The organism is Rhizobium sp. N731, assembly GCF_001664145.1.
Classification (GTDB): domain Bacteria; phylum Pseudomonadota; class Alphaproteobacteria; order Rhizobiales; family Rhizobiaceae; genus Rhizobium; species Rhizobium esperanzae.
The window spans coordinates 260,220-276,130 of the sequence record NZ_CP013604.1; the positions used below are offsets into that span (position 1 = coordinate 260,220).

The 15,911-nt window shown below is 57.7% G+C and carries 8 protein-coding genes and 4 pseudogenes; 6 read left to right on the forward strand and 6 right to left on the reverse strand.

The window, feature by feature from the left end; translation table 11 throughout:
- The first annotated feature begins 242 nt into the window (after positions 1 to 242).
- Both AMK02_RS24430 and AMK02_RS24435 read left to right on the forward strand, forming a co-directional pair.
- Positions 243 to 1,859 carry a hypothetical protein gene (locus AMK02_RS24430; RefSeq protein ID WP_012489526.1) on the forward strand — a complete coding sequence of 539 codons (1,617 nt, stop codon included), beginning with the start codon at positions 243 to 245 and terminating at the stop codon, positions 1,857 to 1,859.
- Between the two features lie 99 nt (positions 1,860 to 1,958).
- Positions 1,959 to 2,197, forward strand: a pseudogene (locus AMK02_RS24435) (SIR2 family protein); the annotation flags it as partial.
- A 59-nt stretch (positions 2,198 to 2,256) separates the two neighbouring features.
- Here AMK02_RS24435 and AMK02_RS32625 read toward each other — a convergent pair.
- The 4 genes from AMK02_RS32625 to tnpA all read right to left on the reverse strand — a co-directional run bounded on the left by AMK02_RS32625 (position 2,257) and on the right by tnpA (position 4,906).
- The gene (locus tag AMK02_RS32625; RefSeq protein WP_009996984.1) at positions 2,257 to 2,562 is read right to left on the reverse strand and encodes a hypothetical protein; all 306 of its coding nucleotides are present in this window, start codon (positions 2,560 to 2,562) and stop codon (positions 2,257 to 2,259) included.
- Positions 2,562 to 4,127, reverse strand: coding sequence for an IS66-like element ISRel19 family transposase (locus AMK02_RS24445; RefSeq protein WP_009996985.1), 1,566 nt, complete (start codon positions 4,125 to 4,127; stop codon positions 2,562 to 2,564). The genes AMK02_RS32625 and AMK02_RS24445 overlap by 1 nt, the downstream gene beginning before the upstream one ends.
- Positions 4,128 to 4,199: 72 nt before the next feature.
- A complete protein-coding gene (gene tnpB / locus AMK02_RS24450) occupies positions 4,200 to 4,547 on the reverse strand; it encodes an IS66 family insertion sequence element accessory protein TnpB (protein ID WP_009996986.1) in 348 nt (115 codons plus the stop codon).
- Positions 4,544 to 4,906 carry an IS66-like element accessory protein TnpA gene (tnpA, locus tag AMK02_RS24455; protein ID WP_009996987.1) on the reverse strand — a complete coding sequence of 121 codons (363 nt, stop codon included), beginning with the start codon at positions 4,904 to 4,906 and terminating at the stop codon, positions 4,544 to 4,546. The genes tnpB and tnpA overlap by 4 nt, the downstream gene beginning before the upstream one ends.
- A 920-nt stretch (positions 4,907 to 5,826) precedes the next feature.
- Between tnpA and AMK02_RS31435 the strand changes: the two are divergent.
- Together AMK02_RS31435 and AMK02_RS24460 are read left to right on the forward strand one after the other, a co-directional pair.
- Positions 5,827 to 6,153 (forward strand): annotated as a pseudogene (locus AMK02_RS31435) (carbamoyltransferase N-terminal domain-containing protein); the annotation flags it as partial.
- A 191-nt stretch (positions 6,154 to 6,344) separates the two neighbouring features.
- On the forward strand, positions 6,345 to 7,355 hold the full coding sequence (locus AMK02_RS24460; protein WP_012489527.1) for a LysR substrate-binding domain-containing protein: 1,011 nt from the start codon (positions 6,345 to 6,347) through the stop codon (positions 7,353 to 7,355).
- A 209-nt stretch (positions 7,356 to 7,564) separates the two neighbouring features.
- Here AMK02_RS24460 and AMK02_RS30625 read toward each other — a convergent pair.
- Together AMK02_RS30625 and AMK02_RS24480 are read right to left on the reverse strand one after the other, a co-directional pair.
- Positions 7,565 to 8,122, reverse strand: a pseudogene (locus AMK02_RS30625) (radical SAM protein); the annotation flags it as partial.
- 2,251 nt (positions 8,123 to 10,373) lie between these two features.
- Entirely contained in the window at positions 10,374 to 11,261 is an 888-nt protein-coding gene (locus tag AMK02_RS24480; protein ID WP_008536079.1) for a hypothetical protein, read from the reverse strand.
- 523 nt (positions 11,262 to 11,784) lie between these two features.
- Between AMK02_RS24480 and AMK02_RS30640 the strand changes: the two are divergent.
- A pseudogene (locus AMK02_RS30640) lies at positions 11,785 to 12,295 on the forward strand (transposase); the annotation flags it as partial.
- A 36-nt stretch (positions 12,296 to 12,331) separates the two neighbouring features.
- Positions 12,332 to 15,637, forward strand: a complete 3,306-nt coding sequence (locus AMK02_RS24490; RefSeq protein WP_082929719.1) for a Ulp1 family isopeptidase — start codon at positions 12,332 to 12,334, stop codon at positions 15,635 to 15,637.
- Positions 15,638 to 15,911 lie beyond the last annotated feature (274 nt).

A 15,911-nucleotide genomic window follows, 5' to 3' on the forward strand; every position in this document is an offset into this window, starting at 1 on the left:
CCCACGCAGGTCTGCGGCGGGAGAGGTCGGCATGTCGGTTGCCGGCCGGATCGGAGGCGGTCACGGCTGCGACTGGCGGCGATCGTCGCTTGATCTCGGCGCGCCGCTTTCCCGCTCGACTAGACCGCTGGAGAGCGCGGTCACCTCCATCAGGCAGATCTTCGGGAAGTTGGGTGATCAGATCCTGTCCCACCCTATCAACCGACGTACACTGATCTAGAACAGGAAACTGGAGAGATATAATGGCCGGAATGAAGCACAATAGGACAAGAGCGAAGAAATTTCTGCAGTTGATCGACCAGACGAAGAACAGAGCGGATTTGGAGTTCTGCTTTGCGGTCGGCACGGTTGGCGATCTGCGGAAGCCTGCTGTCCTGGTGAGTAAGAAAAAGCTCAATGGATTGGCACAAACTTTGAAAAACATGCCTTTTGAAGATGATGAGGATAGTAGTAAGGAGAACTTTTCGCTTCTGCGGAGAGGCACGGGCAGGATGAACGAAAACGGCGTTATCCTCGTCAAGTTGGCTGATGGTGGAAAGGCCGGGTTCCCGCAGGTCCAAAAGGTGATGAAGAAGTATTTCGTGAACTTCCGCATGAGGTTGCCTGACATGCAGGAAGCAGGAATCTTAACTGAAGAAGACATTCAGCAGTTTGAGATGAACGCCGAGGAGAACTCCCAATTTCTTCCACCCGACGACTCTGAAGAATTCAATCGGCCGATGACGGCGCTCGATAGCGCGGAAGGGAACTCTGCAGGGAGTGTTGAAGAAACTGAAGAGAGAAGCAAGCGTGAAGGCGGGGCTGAGCTCCTGGAGCAGCTTCTCCCGGAAGTGAAGGAGGGCATTGCCGCCGCGGCCGCGACCATTTCCAATCACGCAGTAAGTCTCAGCGCGCAAATTGGCGCGGGACAGACCGCAGAGTTGTCCCATCTGACCACGAAGATCGCGGATTGGCTGCAACGTGTGCTGGCTGCGACGCCTCCGGAAGAGCAGGAGGCAACGCTGCACAACTTCGCCGGCCGACTTCTGTTGATGCTGGCCTATCCTGAGAATCTGCGAAATCTTCAATATGTGGATGACATGCCCGATGGGGCGGGGCAGGGCGAGACAAACGGCGACCGCCGCGAAGAGGTCGTGGTGAATGGGATCGATCTGAACAGAGTTCCAACGGGCGCTCTCGATCAAGACGAGGTAGTAGAGTCCTTGTTCCGTCTGATCAAGGCAAAGGCTCAGGAGCGACAGCTTTCTTATCCGCTAGAGAACGCGAATTCTGAGAGGATTGCGAAGATAGTGTCGTCGCAATGGCCGAAGGAACTAGGCGATGCAGCCCGTAGGCGCGCGGTTGTGGAGCGTCTGATCGCAGCGGTGGTCCCGCGGCTCGGTAACGATGATCAACTTCTGGTCCTTCTTGGCATCGCAGACCAGCCCGAAAGGACCAAATCCATCGAGAACTCGGTCGAAAGTATCATAGCTATATGGCAGGCTCATCTCGACACTGCCTTGACGCTGCGGGATGAGGTAAAGAGCAAGATCAACCAGATGGTCGATGTGGAAGCCCGCGGCGGAACGTGGAGGTATGTCGACGACATCTTCCTGCAGTTCGGAGGAGAGCTTTCAGATCAGCTCTCCGCCATCACCGAACGCAACGGTGAGGCACTGTCGAGCGCGACCGAGCGTGTCCGAACCACAGTCCAGAAGAAGCTCGATTATCTCAACGGCAGCGACATTGTAGCCATGCTTGACAATCCTCCAATCGACATCGGTCCGGGCACTATAGGGCAGACGCTGCGGGAAGGGCTCGCGGCCATCACCGATGGACTGAAGCGCATCGAAACCTCGCGCGCCGCGCCCGCCGCGTAATAATCGCCTGTCTCGATGCCGGCCGACCCACCGGAAGGCCGGGCGAGCAGGCCATCAACGGCCTCATCAGCGACGGAAGGAGTTCCGCCGCTCAGGTGGGTCAGCGAAGCGGTGAAGGAGCGGCGCACCAACAGAGGCTCTTCTTCATCGGCTGCCGCTTCAACGACCAGATGCTGCGCACCTACGCCCGACGGATCATGACGCGATCCAACGCACCACGTTTTGCGGTGCTGGATGCGGCAGCGCCGACCAACAACCAACGCCGTTTCCTTGCAGCAAGCCCGATCACGCTTATCGACGTGCCGACTGGCGAAGCTGCGGCTAGGTTTATCGGCTGAAAACCAGAGTAGAGAGTAAGCGTCCGGCGAACGCATTTTCGGGTGTCGAGAGATGGAATCTATAGGCCGCGTTTCATCTCATCGGCCATGATGCGGTCGATTATTTCAGGATCGCACTGTGTGTCGATGAGGAACTCGCGGATACCGCCGTCCCACGTCCTGATGTCGGCGAGTAGGCTTTGAAGTTCTTCGATGCCATTCTCGGTCAGACCCTTCGTGCCGTCTTCACTGCCATCGCCGACGTAAACCAGTTCGCCTTCGGAGATGTTGTCCGAGTTTGCGGTCACTTCTTCGATCAGTTCGAGGTTTTCGCCGATCATGCCGGCGACTTGGCTGAGTGTGTAGATGAACCTCGAGCGCGCCATCAGGCGGCCTCGCATCGAGCTTTTGCCGGCGTCCAGTTCCAAGGCAGGAGGTCTTCAATTCGGTCTTCGGGGTGATCCTGGATCCGGGTCAGGACATCCGTCAGATAGACCTCTGGATTATGGCCTTGCAGTTTGACCGTCTCGATGATGGTGAGGATGTTGGCGATGCGCTCGCCGCCCTTGTCCGAGCCGGCAAACAGCCAGTTCTTCCTTCCAATTCCAAGCGGACGCATGGCTCGTTCAGCGATGTTGTTGTCGATTTCGACACGGCCATCGTCGATGTAGACGCTCAAGGCTGCCCATCGCGACAGGGCATATCGCATCGCCTCGGCCAGCCTCTGCTTCTGAGGCAAAGTCGAGAGTGTCGCCTCGATCCAGGCCTTGAGTTCGTCCAGAACAGGCCGGGCATGGTGTTGGCGCAGGGTGCGCCGCTCGTCAGCCGACATGCCTCGGATACGGTTCTCGATATCGTAGAGAGCGCCGATGCGTGACAGCGCTTCCTCAGCGATCGGAGACGGCTTGAGCTTTATCACATCATGGAACTTGCGGCGCACATGCGCCATGCAGGCGGCTTCAATGATCTGGTTGCCATAGAGCTTCTTGTAACCCCCGTAGCCGTCGGCATGCATGACGCCGCTGAAGCTTGCCAGGTGATCAGCCGGATGTGCGCCCCTGCGGTCGGGGCTGTAGTAATAGGCAATGGCTGCGGGAGTGGCGGATTGATAGCCACTGCCGTCAAAGATGTAGACCCAGACCCTGCCGGTTTTTGTCTTGCCCCGCCCGGGGTCGAGAACATCGACCGGGGTATCGTCCGTATGTATTCGGTCGAGTGCGGCGATATGGGCCCTGATTAACAGGACAAGTGGTGTCAGCAATGCAGATACCCGGCCGACCCAGTCGGCCATTACGGATCGGGAGATGTCTATCCCCAACCGGTCGTACATCTCTGACAGGCGGTAGAGGGGAATGTGATCGTCGAATTTGGCGATCATGATGTGGGCGAGCAGCCCCGGCCCGGGTTTGCCGCGCTCGATCGGCAAGGTCGGCATCTCGCCAGCCACTGTCGTATCGCATTCCCTGCAGATCATGCGCTTCTCGACATGCCGGACAATCTTGACCGACGCCGGCACGTGCTCCAGCACCTGGACCACTCTGTCGGCCGCCTTCAGGAACGAAGTGCCACCGCAGGTCGGGCAATTGCAGGGAGCTGCATAGACCAGTTCTTCGGTGGTGAGATCATCGGGTAGAGGCTTGCGCTTCGGCTTCTCGGATGCGTCGTCCAACTCCGGCAGAGGCGGTTTCCCGGAGCGCTGTTCAGCCTCGGCCCGGGAGGCCTCGATCTCCTCCAACATCAGCTCGAATTGCTCGATCTTCCTGTCGATCTTTTCCGAAGACGCGCCATGTTGCCGATGTCGGAGAAGCTCCAGTTGCGCGCGAAGAAGCCCGATTATGGAGTCTCGCTTGATGACCTCGGCTTCCTGGCTCTCAAGTTTTGCCGCCTGTTCCGCGACGAGTGCGCGCAAAGTATTGAGCTCGTCCTGACTGTCCAGCGGCGCTGTTTCCATATCCGCGAAACTAGCCGATTTGCCTCTGACGCACCAGCGTTAAGCTTCCCATGCCCCTGCAAAATATAGCTTTTATCCCGTTCGGCCGGGAGCGGAAGTCCACGCCGGGCGTCGCCAATCGATCCCCTCAACGAGCATCGAAAGCTGCGCCTGCGTCAGGTGCGCTACACCCTCTTTCGCCGTCGGCCAGGGAAAGTATCCGCGCTCCAAAATCTTGTAGAACAGACAGAACCCCTGGCCATCCCACCAAAGCAGCTTGATCCGGTCCGCGCGTTTTCCGCGAAAGCCGAAGATTGCGCCCGAGCCCGGTGCCTCCCTCACGACCGTCTCCACCAGCGCGGACAGACCATCAATGCCACGCCGCATATCGGTCACTCCGCAGGCCAGATAGACCCTCACATTCCCCGATGGGCCGATCATACCGCCTCCACGCAAGCGACGAGCGGGCCAAGCAGCTTCAACTCAACGTCAACCGCAACCTTCAAGCTCCGACCGTTTCGAAGCAAGATCTCAACGATCGTCGGCCTTGTTGATGCGGTAGACGGCTGGCTTACGCCAACCTCCTCCGTGATTTCCACCGGGAGGAACACCGTCGGCCGATCGGCATAGTTGAATGATTGCCGCCACAAGCGGATCTGGCCCGGATGAATGTCGTGCCGGCGCGCCACATCGCCAATGCGAGCACCGGGCTCATCAGCTTCCGCAAGTATCCTCAGCTTCGCCTCGTCCGACCAACGCCGTCTGCGCTCGGTACCGGACATGATCTCTATGCGAGCCATGAAACCTCTTCGTTCTGGTATTAATGTCAGCACTAATGCTGGTTCTAATGCCAGAACATCGCCTGATTTGGCCGATCAGCAAAAACAGCTCACCGTACGCTCACAGTAGAGAAGGAGTGTTGCGGGTACGACGATACACGAGGATTTCGGAGGTCGGTCGTCGGCACCGACGTCGGAGGCGGATTTGCCGTAAACGTTGATCATCACGGCCGCTGTTTGAAAGTGCCGCTCGCCTTGCTATGAATCCACCCATTCCTTTTTGCACGCATTCCATCCACAAAAACGATTTTACTGCTCAAAACGATTGCCCTTAGAAAACGCTGAAGAGCGCTGTGTAGATTATGTGGAGTTCTAAAAAAATGGGTCCTCAGGTGCGGAGACGATGCTGGAAATTCGACCTGGAGCCCTCTGTCAGTTGCCTGGCCTCGATTGTTATCTTACGCTGGTCGTGATCGGGCAGAATCTTCACCGTTGCTTCTCCCGTTTCAGTGCTGATAGGGCTCTCACAAGAAGCACTGTTCCCTGGTCGACTAACCTGTGAGTGCATCTCCCACAATCACTAGAAGCCAGAGCAGGCGCGCTCGCAGCCGCGAGGACTTGGTCTGCGCCTTTTGCAGGGCCACCAAACCTCGTGATGTTTTCTTGCGGCTGTCGGGCCGAAATATGAAGGATTGAGTGATGTGGATAGGTTAGGCAGTTCTGCTGCAAGCGCTTCGGCCCGGGTTTCTGTGCGGCGTCGCAACAATGATCAAGAAGGTTGCGCAGGATCGGTTGTCGGCAATGTCGCCGCGCCGGTCACTAATGGTATCGGCTTCGACCCCGTGAGCTCTAGCTGCACTGTCAAGCGCCACCCTATGAAACTACGAAGGCCGGTGGCCAGGCCAGAGCGACCTACCTTCCGAAACGAACTGGAGAGCAACATGCTGTGTCTAGGGCTCAGTGGCGGTCTAAGCAAAGATTACGAAAATTCGTCCGATCTACCGAGCACCTTTATGCACGATGGGGCTGCGGTTCCCGTTCGCGACGGGCGAGTGATAGCGGCGGTCGAGGAGGAGCGCCTTAACCGGATCAAGCACTCCAACAAGTTACCAATGCGTTCGATTCAATATTGCCTCGCATCTGCAGGTGTTCACCTGAGCGACATCGACCGCATCGCGTATTATGCGACCGAGGCCTATTGCAACGCTGTGCTCGAGCGCGTGCGCCTCTTTCACCCAAGCACCCCAGCATCGGATCCGAGACTGTTGCAACGGGCTCGGGGAAGTCGACACGGGCGCTATATTCCTGTGGGACACCCCGATGTTCCATGTGATCGCCATCGTCACACAGATCTGGCCGCCCCTTGGACGCGTGATGGCACAATGCCATGAGGTTGTCACCCGCGCTCCACCGCCGAGATGAACTCGAAAACGTTGGACCCGGAATTGATTGTTGAGGAATGAACGTCATGAAACGCTATGTAGAAAAAGAGGTGACGGATCAACTCGCTTATAGGCGAAAGATGTTGCAAGATTGGAGAGGAGAGCGCCTCACTGGACACCAGATAAACTTGGCATCAATAGACCTCAACCTCCTGGTCGCGCTCGAGGCTCTGCTCGAATACCGGAACGTGACGCACGCGGGCCAGCACATCGGGCGGAGTCAACCGGCGATGAGCCGGGCACTGGGAAGGCTGCGCGGCATGTTCAATGATGACCTGCTGGTGCGGTCTTCAACGGGTTTGATCCCAACGCCGCAAGGCGAACACTTGGCTCAAAGGCTGCCGTCGGCACTGCGTACGATCCGAGAGATGGTGACAAGCCGCAGCGTAATCTCAAAAGAATGGGGGAGGGGGGCAACGCTGGCGATCCCCGATCATCAAGCTTTGGCTGTACTACCGCGCCTCCTGCCGTGGTTACGCGAGCGTGCCCCTCATCTCGACACACTCGCCTGTTTGCCGTTTGATCGTGCCGTGCGGGGGCTTGAGCAAGGTGATATTGATTTGGCCGTTGGGCATATTGACGTGCAACTGCCTGGCTATTTTCGGCGCAGTCTCTATACAGACCGCTTCGCGTGTTTGTTGCGCCACGACCATCCCGCGCTGGCGCAGGAATGGACGATCGACAACTTCGCGACCTTGCGTCACGCTGCCATCAGTACGGACTCCCCCGACCATTTCGGCCCGATCTACGACCACTTGCCCAACCTGCGAGAGGATCGTAGTCCCATACTTTTTTCCAGCGTTCTCACGGCAGCGGTGGTGGCTTCGGGGACGGATTTGGTATTGCTCGTCCCGCGCCGCGTTGCGACCCAAGTTTCCGCGATGCTGCCGCTTAGGGTTGTTGATCCACCCCTCGAGCCGGCACCGTACAAGGTCATGCTCATCTGGCACGAGCGGTGCCATCACGACCCGCAGCATAAATGGCTGCGCAAGGAGGTCGCCGCAGCGTTGGAGACGGGAGCAGACTGACACAGAAGCGGTGATCGGGATGCTCCCGAAGCATCAAAGAGAGCAAACGGGGATTTTGCGCGGGGAGATGACCAAGAGCTCAGCGCTGCTGCGCCCGAGAGTGCCAGGCATGTTGGACGAATATCGAGACTTGGATGCCTATGTGCTCGCGGGGTCTGCTTGTATCCGGGCTTCTGCTGAGCTGCGGCTCGGCCCTGCAGTGGCGCGGATATCTTCGCGCCGGCTCTCGGATCGACCATTTTGATGGTGATCGTCAAGTGATCAACATTTATGTCAGCAGGCTCGCCGACACGGTCTGGCACTGCCGGACCGTTGGTTGAAAGACACAGCTTGATATCGGGGACCTCTGTGGCTCCGCGTGCAAATGTCGCCTTTGTCTTCTTCCGGTCATAACAGGCATCGCTTGGTCCGGCGATAAAGAGCACGGAAAGCTGAGGGACTTCATTGGCGACCGCAACGACCTTTCGCAGCGCCTGGTCAGGCGTAGGCCGGCTTTCGTTGGCGCAGTATTTACTATTGCAGTAGTTGCACTGGATATTGCAAGCTGGTGCGGCTACGACGTGCATGCGCGCGAAATAGTAGTGCGCTTTTTCTAAATAGCAGGAAAGGTCCGTGATTTTCTCCCAGACAGCCGGCTCGACGTGGTGCGGCTTTGCGGACGAACCGCACAATGACGCGGCGCAAGCAGTGGACTTCGCTGTGGCCAGCAGTTGGTTCATAGTTGTCGTGCTGGTCAGGTTCTTGAGCGAAATCATTGGTGGGGGCATTAAAGGCTCCGTTGCTGCTTAACGTCGCGGTTCAAGAAGCAAGGGCCATGCCAATGAAAATTGCGTTAGTTTTCAATTGGTTAGAGTTTTTTGTCCGGTTCCCTCCATTTGCGACCCGACATAGGGTTGTCAGGCATTCGACAATAGACCTACACCGGTAAAATGGCGGCTCGCCTCGAGTGCTTGAGTTGAGGAGGGCAGGTCGGGCCGCTCGACCACACCAGGCTTAGAACTTTCTTTCACCCCGATTTGATGCCCGCGGATGGCATAACCAGCCTAACGTGGGGTGACGCCGAGAGGCGAGCCGCCTGGCCCCAGATTTCTCCCTCGCGTCGATCAGCCGCTCCCGCTCGGTCAGACGAGCCCGATTGGGAGCCAGGCAGGATCGTTCGGATACAGGCTTTGGAGGAGACTTCGCCGAGACAGGCACCGGCAGCCCCGGCGGCCGCAAACGGGGATCCAGTCGACATTGGGCTCTTTCTGGCGAACTCGTCGATCGCATTGTCGCCGAATGGACCGTTAGCTACCTTCCACACAAGCGCAGAGAGGCCCTGGCTGTTCTTGCAGACAAAATCCAACGCACCAATGGTCCTTGATTGCGCGGGAGTTGCTGTCCTACGCACGCTGTTTGAGTTCACAGACGTTCCCTGGGAAGTGGCATTGCGAGGCCAAGTCAAGCGCCGACGGCGCGAATGTCCGTTCGCAGATGCATAGAACGCCATTTTCAACTCAAGACCAGACTTGCGACGGGCCATGGACCACGAAAATGGGTCGAATTGCATGATCGCGAAACGATCCGCGACTGTCCTATCGGTATTGCCGCGGGATAGACGGGCGGACGAGGCGGGGCTGCGCAGCTCCTTCTGGCCTGATGCGCAGGACGTTCACGGAGCGTACACGGGCTCCGCCGAGGGATTCATTGAGTTCACGCTTGGTGTCTTCAAGACCGAACCGCGCAACATCCACCAGATCACCAACGTTCTGATTGAGTTTATCAGCCCGGCTGAAGCACCTGTCGAGAGCTACTTCACTGCGCTCCAACGAGGGCCGGACTGCGGCCGGATCAAACGTTGCCAGGTTTCTCCTATGTGGTCGATATTGCGACCATTTTCTGAAAAGGGAAGGGGAGTGGAGAATTGCCGACCGCACAGTGGTCTATGATTGGCTCGAGGAGCAGACACAGCAGGCGGCGTCGCCAGAGTTTGAGCGGTTCGGTTTCAGGCAGCCGATCGGAACATCGCATTCTAACGACCCGGTCTATACGCTCGGAAGCGGCAAAGAGCATGAAAAGCCGAGGCGGAATAGCGGCGCGTTCAGCTGGTGCCGAACTCTTCTTTTCCGGGACGTGGTGCTAACTTGCTGTCATCTGGCTCCTTTAGCGTTAGATCGCATACGCCGGAGCAGGAGAAGCTAATCCATGAAGCAAGCAGACACCCGCCGTCATTACACGCGCTGCAGGCGGGATTGGCCGCGCTCTGGTCGATGCCTTTGCGACAAACGGCGACATTGTCGTTGCCGTGGATCTTCCTGGAAGCGGAACGGTGCGGTGCGGCGTTGCCGCGCGGCCCTGCGATCTTCAATGTGGCCTCGCTGGGCGGGTTGCTGGGCGCCCCAGACGCAACGGCTACGCTGCCTGGAAGGGGCCTGATCTTGATCACGAAAAGTTTGGCATGCGAGTTGGCGTCGCGTCGAGTGGGCCTGACGGCCATAAGAGCTCGGCTATGTGCGCACGCCGATGGTCGAGAACTGGAACGCGCCGACGAGACGGATCTCGCCGCTATTCGCCGACGCGTGCCGATGGGGCCCATGGGCGCGTCCCGATGATGTCGACCGGACCTTGCGGTTTCCGGTCAGCTCGCACGTCGATCATTCATCGACATCGTGTCGGACGGTCGCCTTGGGCTTGGCGACGGGTCCGGATACGAGCGATTCGAGTTCAAGCGCTTCGGTGTCGTTATTCATGAGGCGCCTGGGGAGTACCTGGGTGATCTTTTAGGGGCTCAACCAGAAGGTTTTCGAACCCGACGGCCATTATCAGAAGATACCCCCAACGGCGATATCGTTGCGGACCACCCAGAAGCCAGCCCCGCCAATCTGCATCGCGGCAGGATCGGAGTGCAGCATGAGGCGGGCCGTCGCAGAGAGTCGCAGCAATTATTGCAGTCTCTAATCTTCGCCTGCGTCCTCCCGTAATACAAGGGCGTATCAACTCAGCCGGCGGCGCAAAAAGTCCTCACGATGAGGCAAGCTTTTAGCCGCGGTTCAAATTGAGGTGTTCGAAGTACCAAGACGGGTCATCATCGGATGAATCTGTCTCGACACTGGCGTCACTCGAATGCTCCTCGACACCTGCTTCATCGTCGCTAAGATACTCCACGGTTTTAGAGAGATAACTCCAAGGTTTGTCGGCGCGCTGCCATCCACCCTTGCTATTCTTTGTCCACTTGTCGGGATGTTGCGTAGGGTCGAGCACCCAGCGATTTTCACCCACATTAACGAAACCCATCTGCTCTAGACGGGTTCCCATCTCCGGCGTAGCGGGACGTGACATGATCAACGGCTGTTCGCCGTCGAGTTGAAGTTGATGTTCGAGCAGAATATCGCCTGCGTTCTCGACAAGCGGATGAGTAACGCGAAGGTCTACAATCGACGTGATTCTTCTTCGACCGGGAAATAGTTCCCGCCACGGCTCGTTTTCGATGCTAAATCCATCCTCTGTTCTTAAAAGCCCAACGCTTCGTTCTCCCAGATCATAGCTGAAATATCGCGCGCTGGGCGTATCATTGTCGGTGCCGCCGTAGAGTCGAGCGATGGTAGCCGTACGCAGGGCTTTAGAGGACACGAAGGGCGAGTACTCTTGTGGATTGACGGAAATGTGCTTGATTTCATCACCGTAAAATTCCCTTACTTTTCTGGCAAATGTCGATCTGTCGAGCACCTTAATTGGAGGTTCGGAAGAGAGCGAGTATGGTCGCGTTGGCGACGAAGGCGAAAGAGCATGGGGATCTGGCGTTGATCGGGACGGCATGCCCGTAAGCGTTTGTGCCCCGGTCATATTCTCGATCCACCCCGCCATGGCCCGGGTGCGATCATCTTCCTCGGAAATGTTGTAGCGCAGCGATCGTTCTGAGTTATCCATGGCGGTCTCTCCTGAGAGTGAAAGGTGTGATGAAGCGCATTCTTTTCAGTCGCTTCACATGGGAACGGTGCGCTCACATGTCCGGCCTATAAAGCGGATACGTGACTGCTAGACTCGATGAAGCGGGCGGTGCGCGTTGCATGCGCCGCTCCTGATCCCTTTACCTCAGCCCAAGCCTCGAGGATCCGCGAAAGCGTGGCTCCCTTCGCCAGACCATCGTCGAATCGGCTGACAGTCCGTCGGAGGTGTCTGCGCCGCGGCAGGGCTAAGATTAGCTTGAATGTTAGAGGCGTCTCGGAAAATTTACCGCCCCGCGGGCCTGTTCTGTTTTCACCGTTGTTGGTCTCCAATTGCAGATTACGCATATGCTAGTGCAACCGGACTGGTCGCCATCATGCAAAATCGATATTCTAAAATGCTTTGGAAAAGCGGAGCCACGTGACCCCTTAGGTGGTGAAGGTGACCTGCCACTGCGAATTTCCTCCAGAATTGATTAGAGTCCGGCCCATCAAAGGACGGACGAATGAAGAAGCAGAGGTTTACCGAAGAGCAGATAATTGCGGTACTGAAGGAGCAGGAGGCAGGCGCGAAGGCGGCCGACCTCTGCCGTAAGCACGGGATTTCGGAAGCGACGTTTTACAACTGGAAAGCCAAATACGGTGGTATGGAAGTGTCCGAGGCCAAGCGGCTGAAGGCGCTTGAGGACGAGAACGCCAGGCTGAAAAAGCTGCTGGCCGAACAGATGCTGGATGCGGCCGCGCTCCGCGAGCTTCTTGCAAAAAAAAATGGTAGGGCCTGCCGCCAAGCGTGAAGCCGTCACGCATCTGAAGGCCGTGATGGGTCTTTCGGAGCGGCGGGCCTGCCAGATCATATCCGCCGACCGCAAGACGGTGCGTTATCGGTCCTGCCGACCGCCGGAGGTGGCGCTGCGGGCAAAGCTGCGTGACCTTGCAAACGAGCGTCGGCGTTTCGGCTATCGGCGACTGTTCGTCCTGCTTCGACGGGAAGGAGAGCCGTCCGGCGTCAATAGGATCGAGGTTCCAAATTTGATTTCCGGAGGACCGGCATCGATGTACCCAAGACGGAACCAGCCGCGCGATGACGATTCTCGCGAAGTAAGTGAGTGGATCGAAGGCGTGACCGGAGCTTTCGATACGGACGCCTGGATCCGGGAGTACAATTCACAGAGACGAGATGTGGAACAGGATCTGAGCGACTTGCGCCTCGGTTCGCACGACAGTGACGCCGGCGACCGTGTGCCGCGTCGCAGATCCGTGGGCGGTTCGATGCGAGTGACGCCGCAGTCGTTGGCGCCGGAGAACTCGTTGAGCGGCGCCCGCCACAGCATAGACGTCTCTCGGGCGGGCTCCAGCAGCTTGCGATTCGGCGGCTCGGGGAGCAAGACATCGAGCAATATGGCGGAGGCGGGCGAAGTCGCCGCGGCGCCGCAGGGCAAACGCCGCGGATTTACGTCGCGCATGGCGTCAGGGTTCAAGAAGGCGTTCGGATTGAGCAGCGGCAAGACGTCGTCGCGGAGTTCGGGGCAGCAAGACGTCGATGCCGCAACGGAGACTCACGTGGTCTCAACCAAGGCTCGCGTCGGCGCCAAGCGTGGTCGCCCCGCCGACCGGGACATGCATCCCGATGACGAGACCCGCATCAACCAGTTCGCGGAAGCAGTCCGAAACTACGAAATTCTACCCGACGGTAGCGTCGGCCGAGGGGACGGAAGGGTTCCCGAGGCTACCGTCGAGAACAATTTAGGGATTCTTAGGAGGTTCGCTCGTTGGCTCCGAGCAGAAAACAGAGATTCGATGGCTTCTCGGTTTTTAAACGATCCAGATTCGCTAGCCGGTGATATCGCGGATTACTGGGCAAACGGTGGGGACGATCGTAAGCGTCTTAACTCAGCACTGTCTCATTTCAGGAGGCTCTCGCCTGAGGGGCAAGAACTCCAAGCCGTTGGACCTGGGCCGCGCCTGATGGGGCGCCGAATTCATGTTCCCTATCCCGACGACGCCCTCATTATTGATGCCTTGGCCAACGAAGAGCGGAGTAAGCTCCGACCGGTCTCGACTTCCAAGAGGAATGTTGTCTGGAATATGGCCAGCAATCAACGGAGGTTTAGCGATTGGCTCCAAAGGGAGGGCAGGGAGAGCATCGCCAGTCGCCTGACTGGCAGTGATCAGCAGCAACAGTCGTTAAAGGACGATTACAGTAACTTTACCAACGCTGAAGGAAAAAAAATAAGCGTGAGTTTCGATCGGCTGCGGCAGTATCTAGGCGCTGAGTCGCAGTTGAAACAGCATGATCCCCATCCCGACGACGCCCTCATTATTGATGCCTTGGCCAACGAAGAGCGGAGTAAGCTCCGACCGGCCGCGACTTCCCGGAAAAATGCCAGTAACCAACGAAAATTTAGCGCTTGGCTCAAAAGGGAGGGCAGGGAGAGCATAGTCAGCCGACTCACGGGTACTGATGAGCAGCAACGGTCGTTGCAGGAGGATTTTAGGGCCTTTACCAAGGAGGAAGGAAAAAAAGTGGTCGTGAGTTTAGATCGGCTGCGGCAGTATCTAGGCGCCGAGTCCCAGTTGAAACAGCATAATCCTTATCCCGACGACGCCCTCATGATTGATAGCTTCACCAAGGAAGAGCTGAGCAAGCTCGGATCGGACTCGAGTTCCAAGCGGAAAAGCGTTTTGAATCTGGCCAGCAATAAACGGAGGTTTAGTGATTGGCTCCGAAAGAAGGGTCGGGGGAGCATAGCCAGTCGCCTGACTGGCAGTGATCAGCAGCAACGGTCGTTAAAGGACGATTTGAGGGCCTTTACCAAGGCTGAAGGAAAAAGAATAAACGTGAGTCTCGATCGGCTGCGGCAGTATCTAGGCGCTGAGTCGCAGTTGAAACAGCATAATCCTTATCCCGACGACGCCCTCATGATTGATAGCTTCGCCAACGAAGAGCTGAGCAAGCTCGGATCGGACTCGACTTCGCAGAGGATAGTCGTCTCGAAGCTGGTCAGCAATCAGCGAAAGTTTGGTGATTGGCTGCAAACCAGGGGTAGGGAGAGCATAGCGAGCCGGCTCAACGGCAGTGATCAGCAGCAATGGTCGTTGAAAAAAGATTACCAAGACTTCACCGAAGACATGGGAAAACACACTATCTCTTTCAAGCGGCTTCGGCAGTACCAGCAAGTCGTTGAGGCGAACGCAGCGTCGGGGTTGTCCCCTGAGCCGGCAAGTGGCCGCGAACCGGCCGGTCTGGACGGCCGTTCGGATTCACGTGCCGAGTTCAGATCAACTTCGCCGCTGCAGCAGGTTGATCCGTCGATCGAAGGCCGCAGCGGATTGTCGCTCGACCATATCGAATGGCTGGGCGACCAGCATATCCAGACGGATTATGAGCTGCTAATGCAGGACTTGCAGCGAAACGATCCGGATCTCGCAGCCAGGACGCGGCTTATCGATCCCCTGATAGCCCATTATCATCTGCGCCTGGGCGATGAGAGCACCGCGCTGAGCGCTTTCCAGCGCATCGTTAATGATCAGAATGGAAGAGATACAGCCGACTTCCTGTTCCTTCCAGTGAGCGATGCCAGTGCTTCGGATCCTGATCACCGCGGCACCCATTGGTCGCTGCTACTCGTTGACCGTCGCAACCGCGAGGGGCCGGCTGCCTATCACTATGACTCCTTCCGGGGCCAGAACGACGAGTTTGCAGCAATGCTCGCACAAAGGTTGGGTACCCGTCTGGAGCCCGTCCGCATGACCCAACAGCGGAACGGCTATGATTGCGGAGTCTTCGTGGTTGACGGCACGCGGGCGCTCGTTAGACGTCTGGCGCGAAGAGACCGGCCAGCCGTGCTGCACCTCGACAACCTCGTCGCCGATCGGGAGCAACTCCAACGACGTCTGAGCACCGCGACCAACAGTGCTCGAGCGGGGGCTGCGGCGGCTGAACCGGAGTCCTCCACACAGATCGCCGATCCCGCAGAGTTTTGGCATGGAGTGGGTCAACCCGGCCAGCTTCCCGATAGCTGGAATACAGCGACCTTCCGGCAGGATTTGCCGTCAGCCGCCTATTCACCGGTGCAAAGCGTCAATCCGCCAGACGCACCATGGGAGCAAAGCTTGGGGGCATCGATCTTCGGCACCCCACAGTACACGCTGCCTGTGGACGACTTGGGAGGATTTGTCCCTCCGAGCTGGCAACACGGCAATCAACCGGTACCAGATGACCTTCTGCCTGCAATGTACTTGTTTGACTTGCTGCCGAGCGCGGACAAACCCACCAACTTCAGTATCCATGGTGTGCCCTACACGGCCACTCTGGGGCCATCAGGCATGCAGAGCGACATTTACCTTTTCCTGCAATAGGGTGGAGATGGATCGAGCAATAGATGCCAGTCGTTCTTACATTCTAACTTTGCGGTTACAATTGCTGTCAAAGCTGATTAGAGGGGCGACATTGTCAGCCAGTTAGAAACGCGACGCTGGCTCTGATGATCAGCCCCGATCCGACCGGCTGGGCCGGGTTGAAAGGGCGGAGCGGGGGCGGGTGAGGGGCGCCCATCGGCTTTAGATCCCATGAGGAGTGAACAGCGGCCGCCGCTCTGGCAGAGTGAGGTTGCATCAAAACACTCGCTCAGGA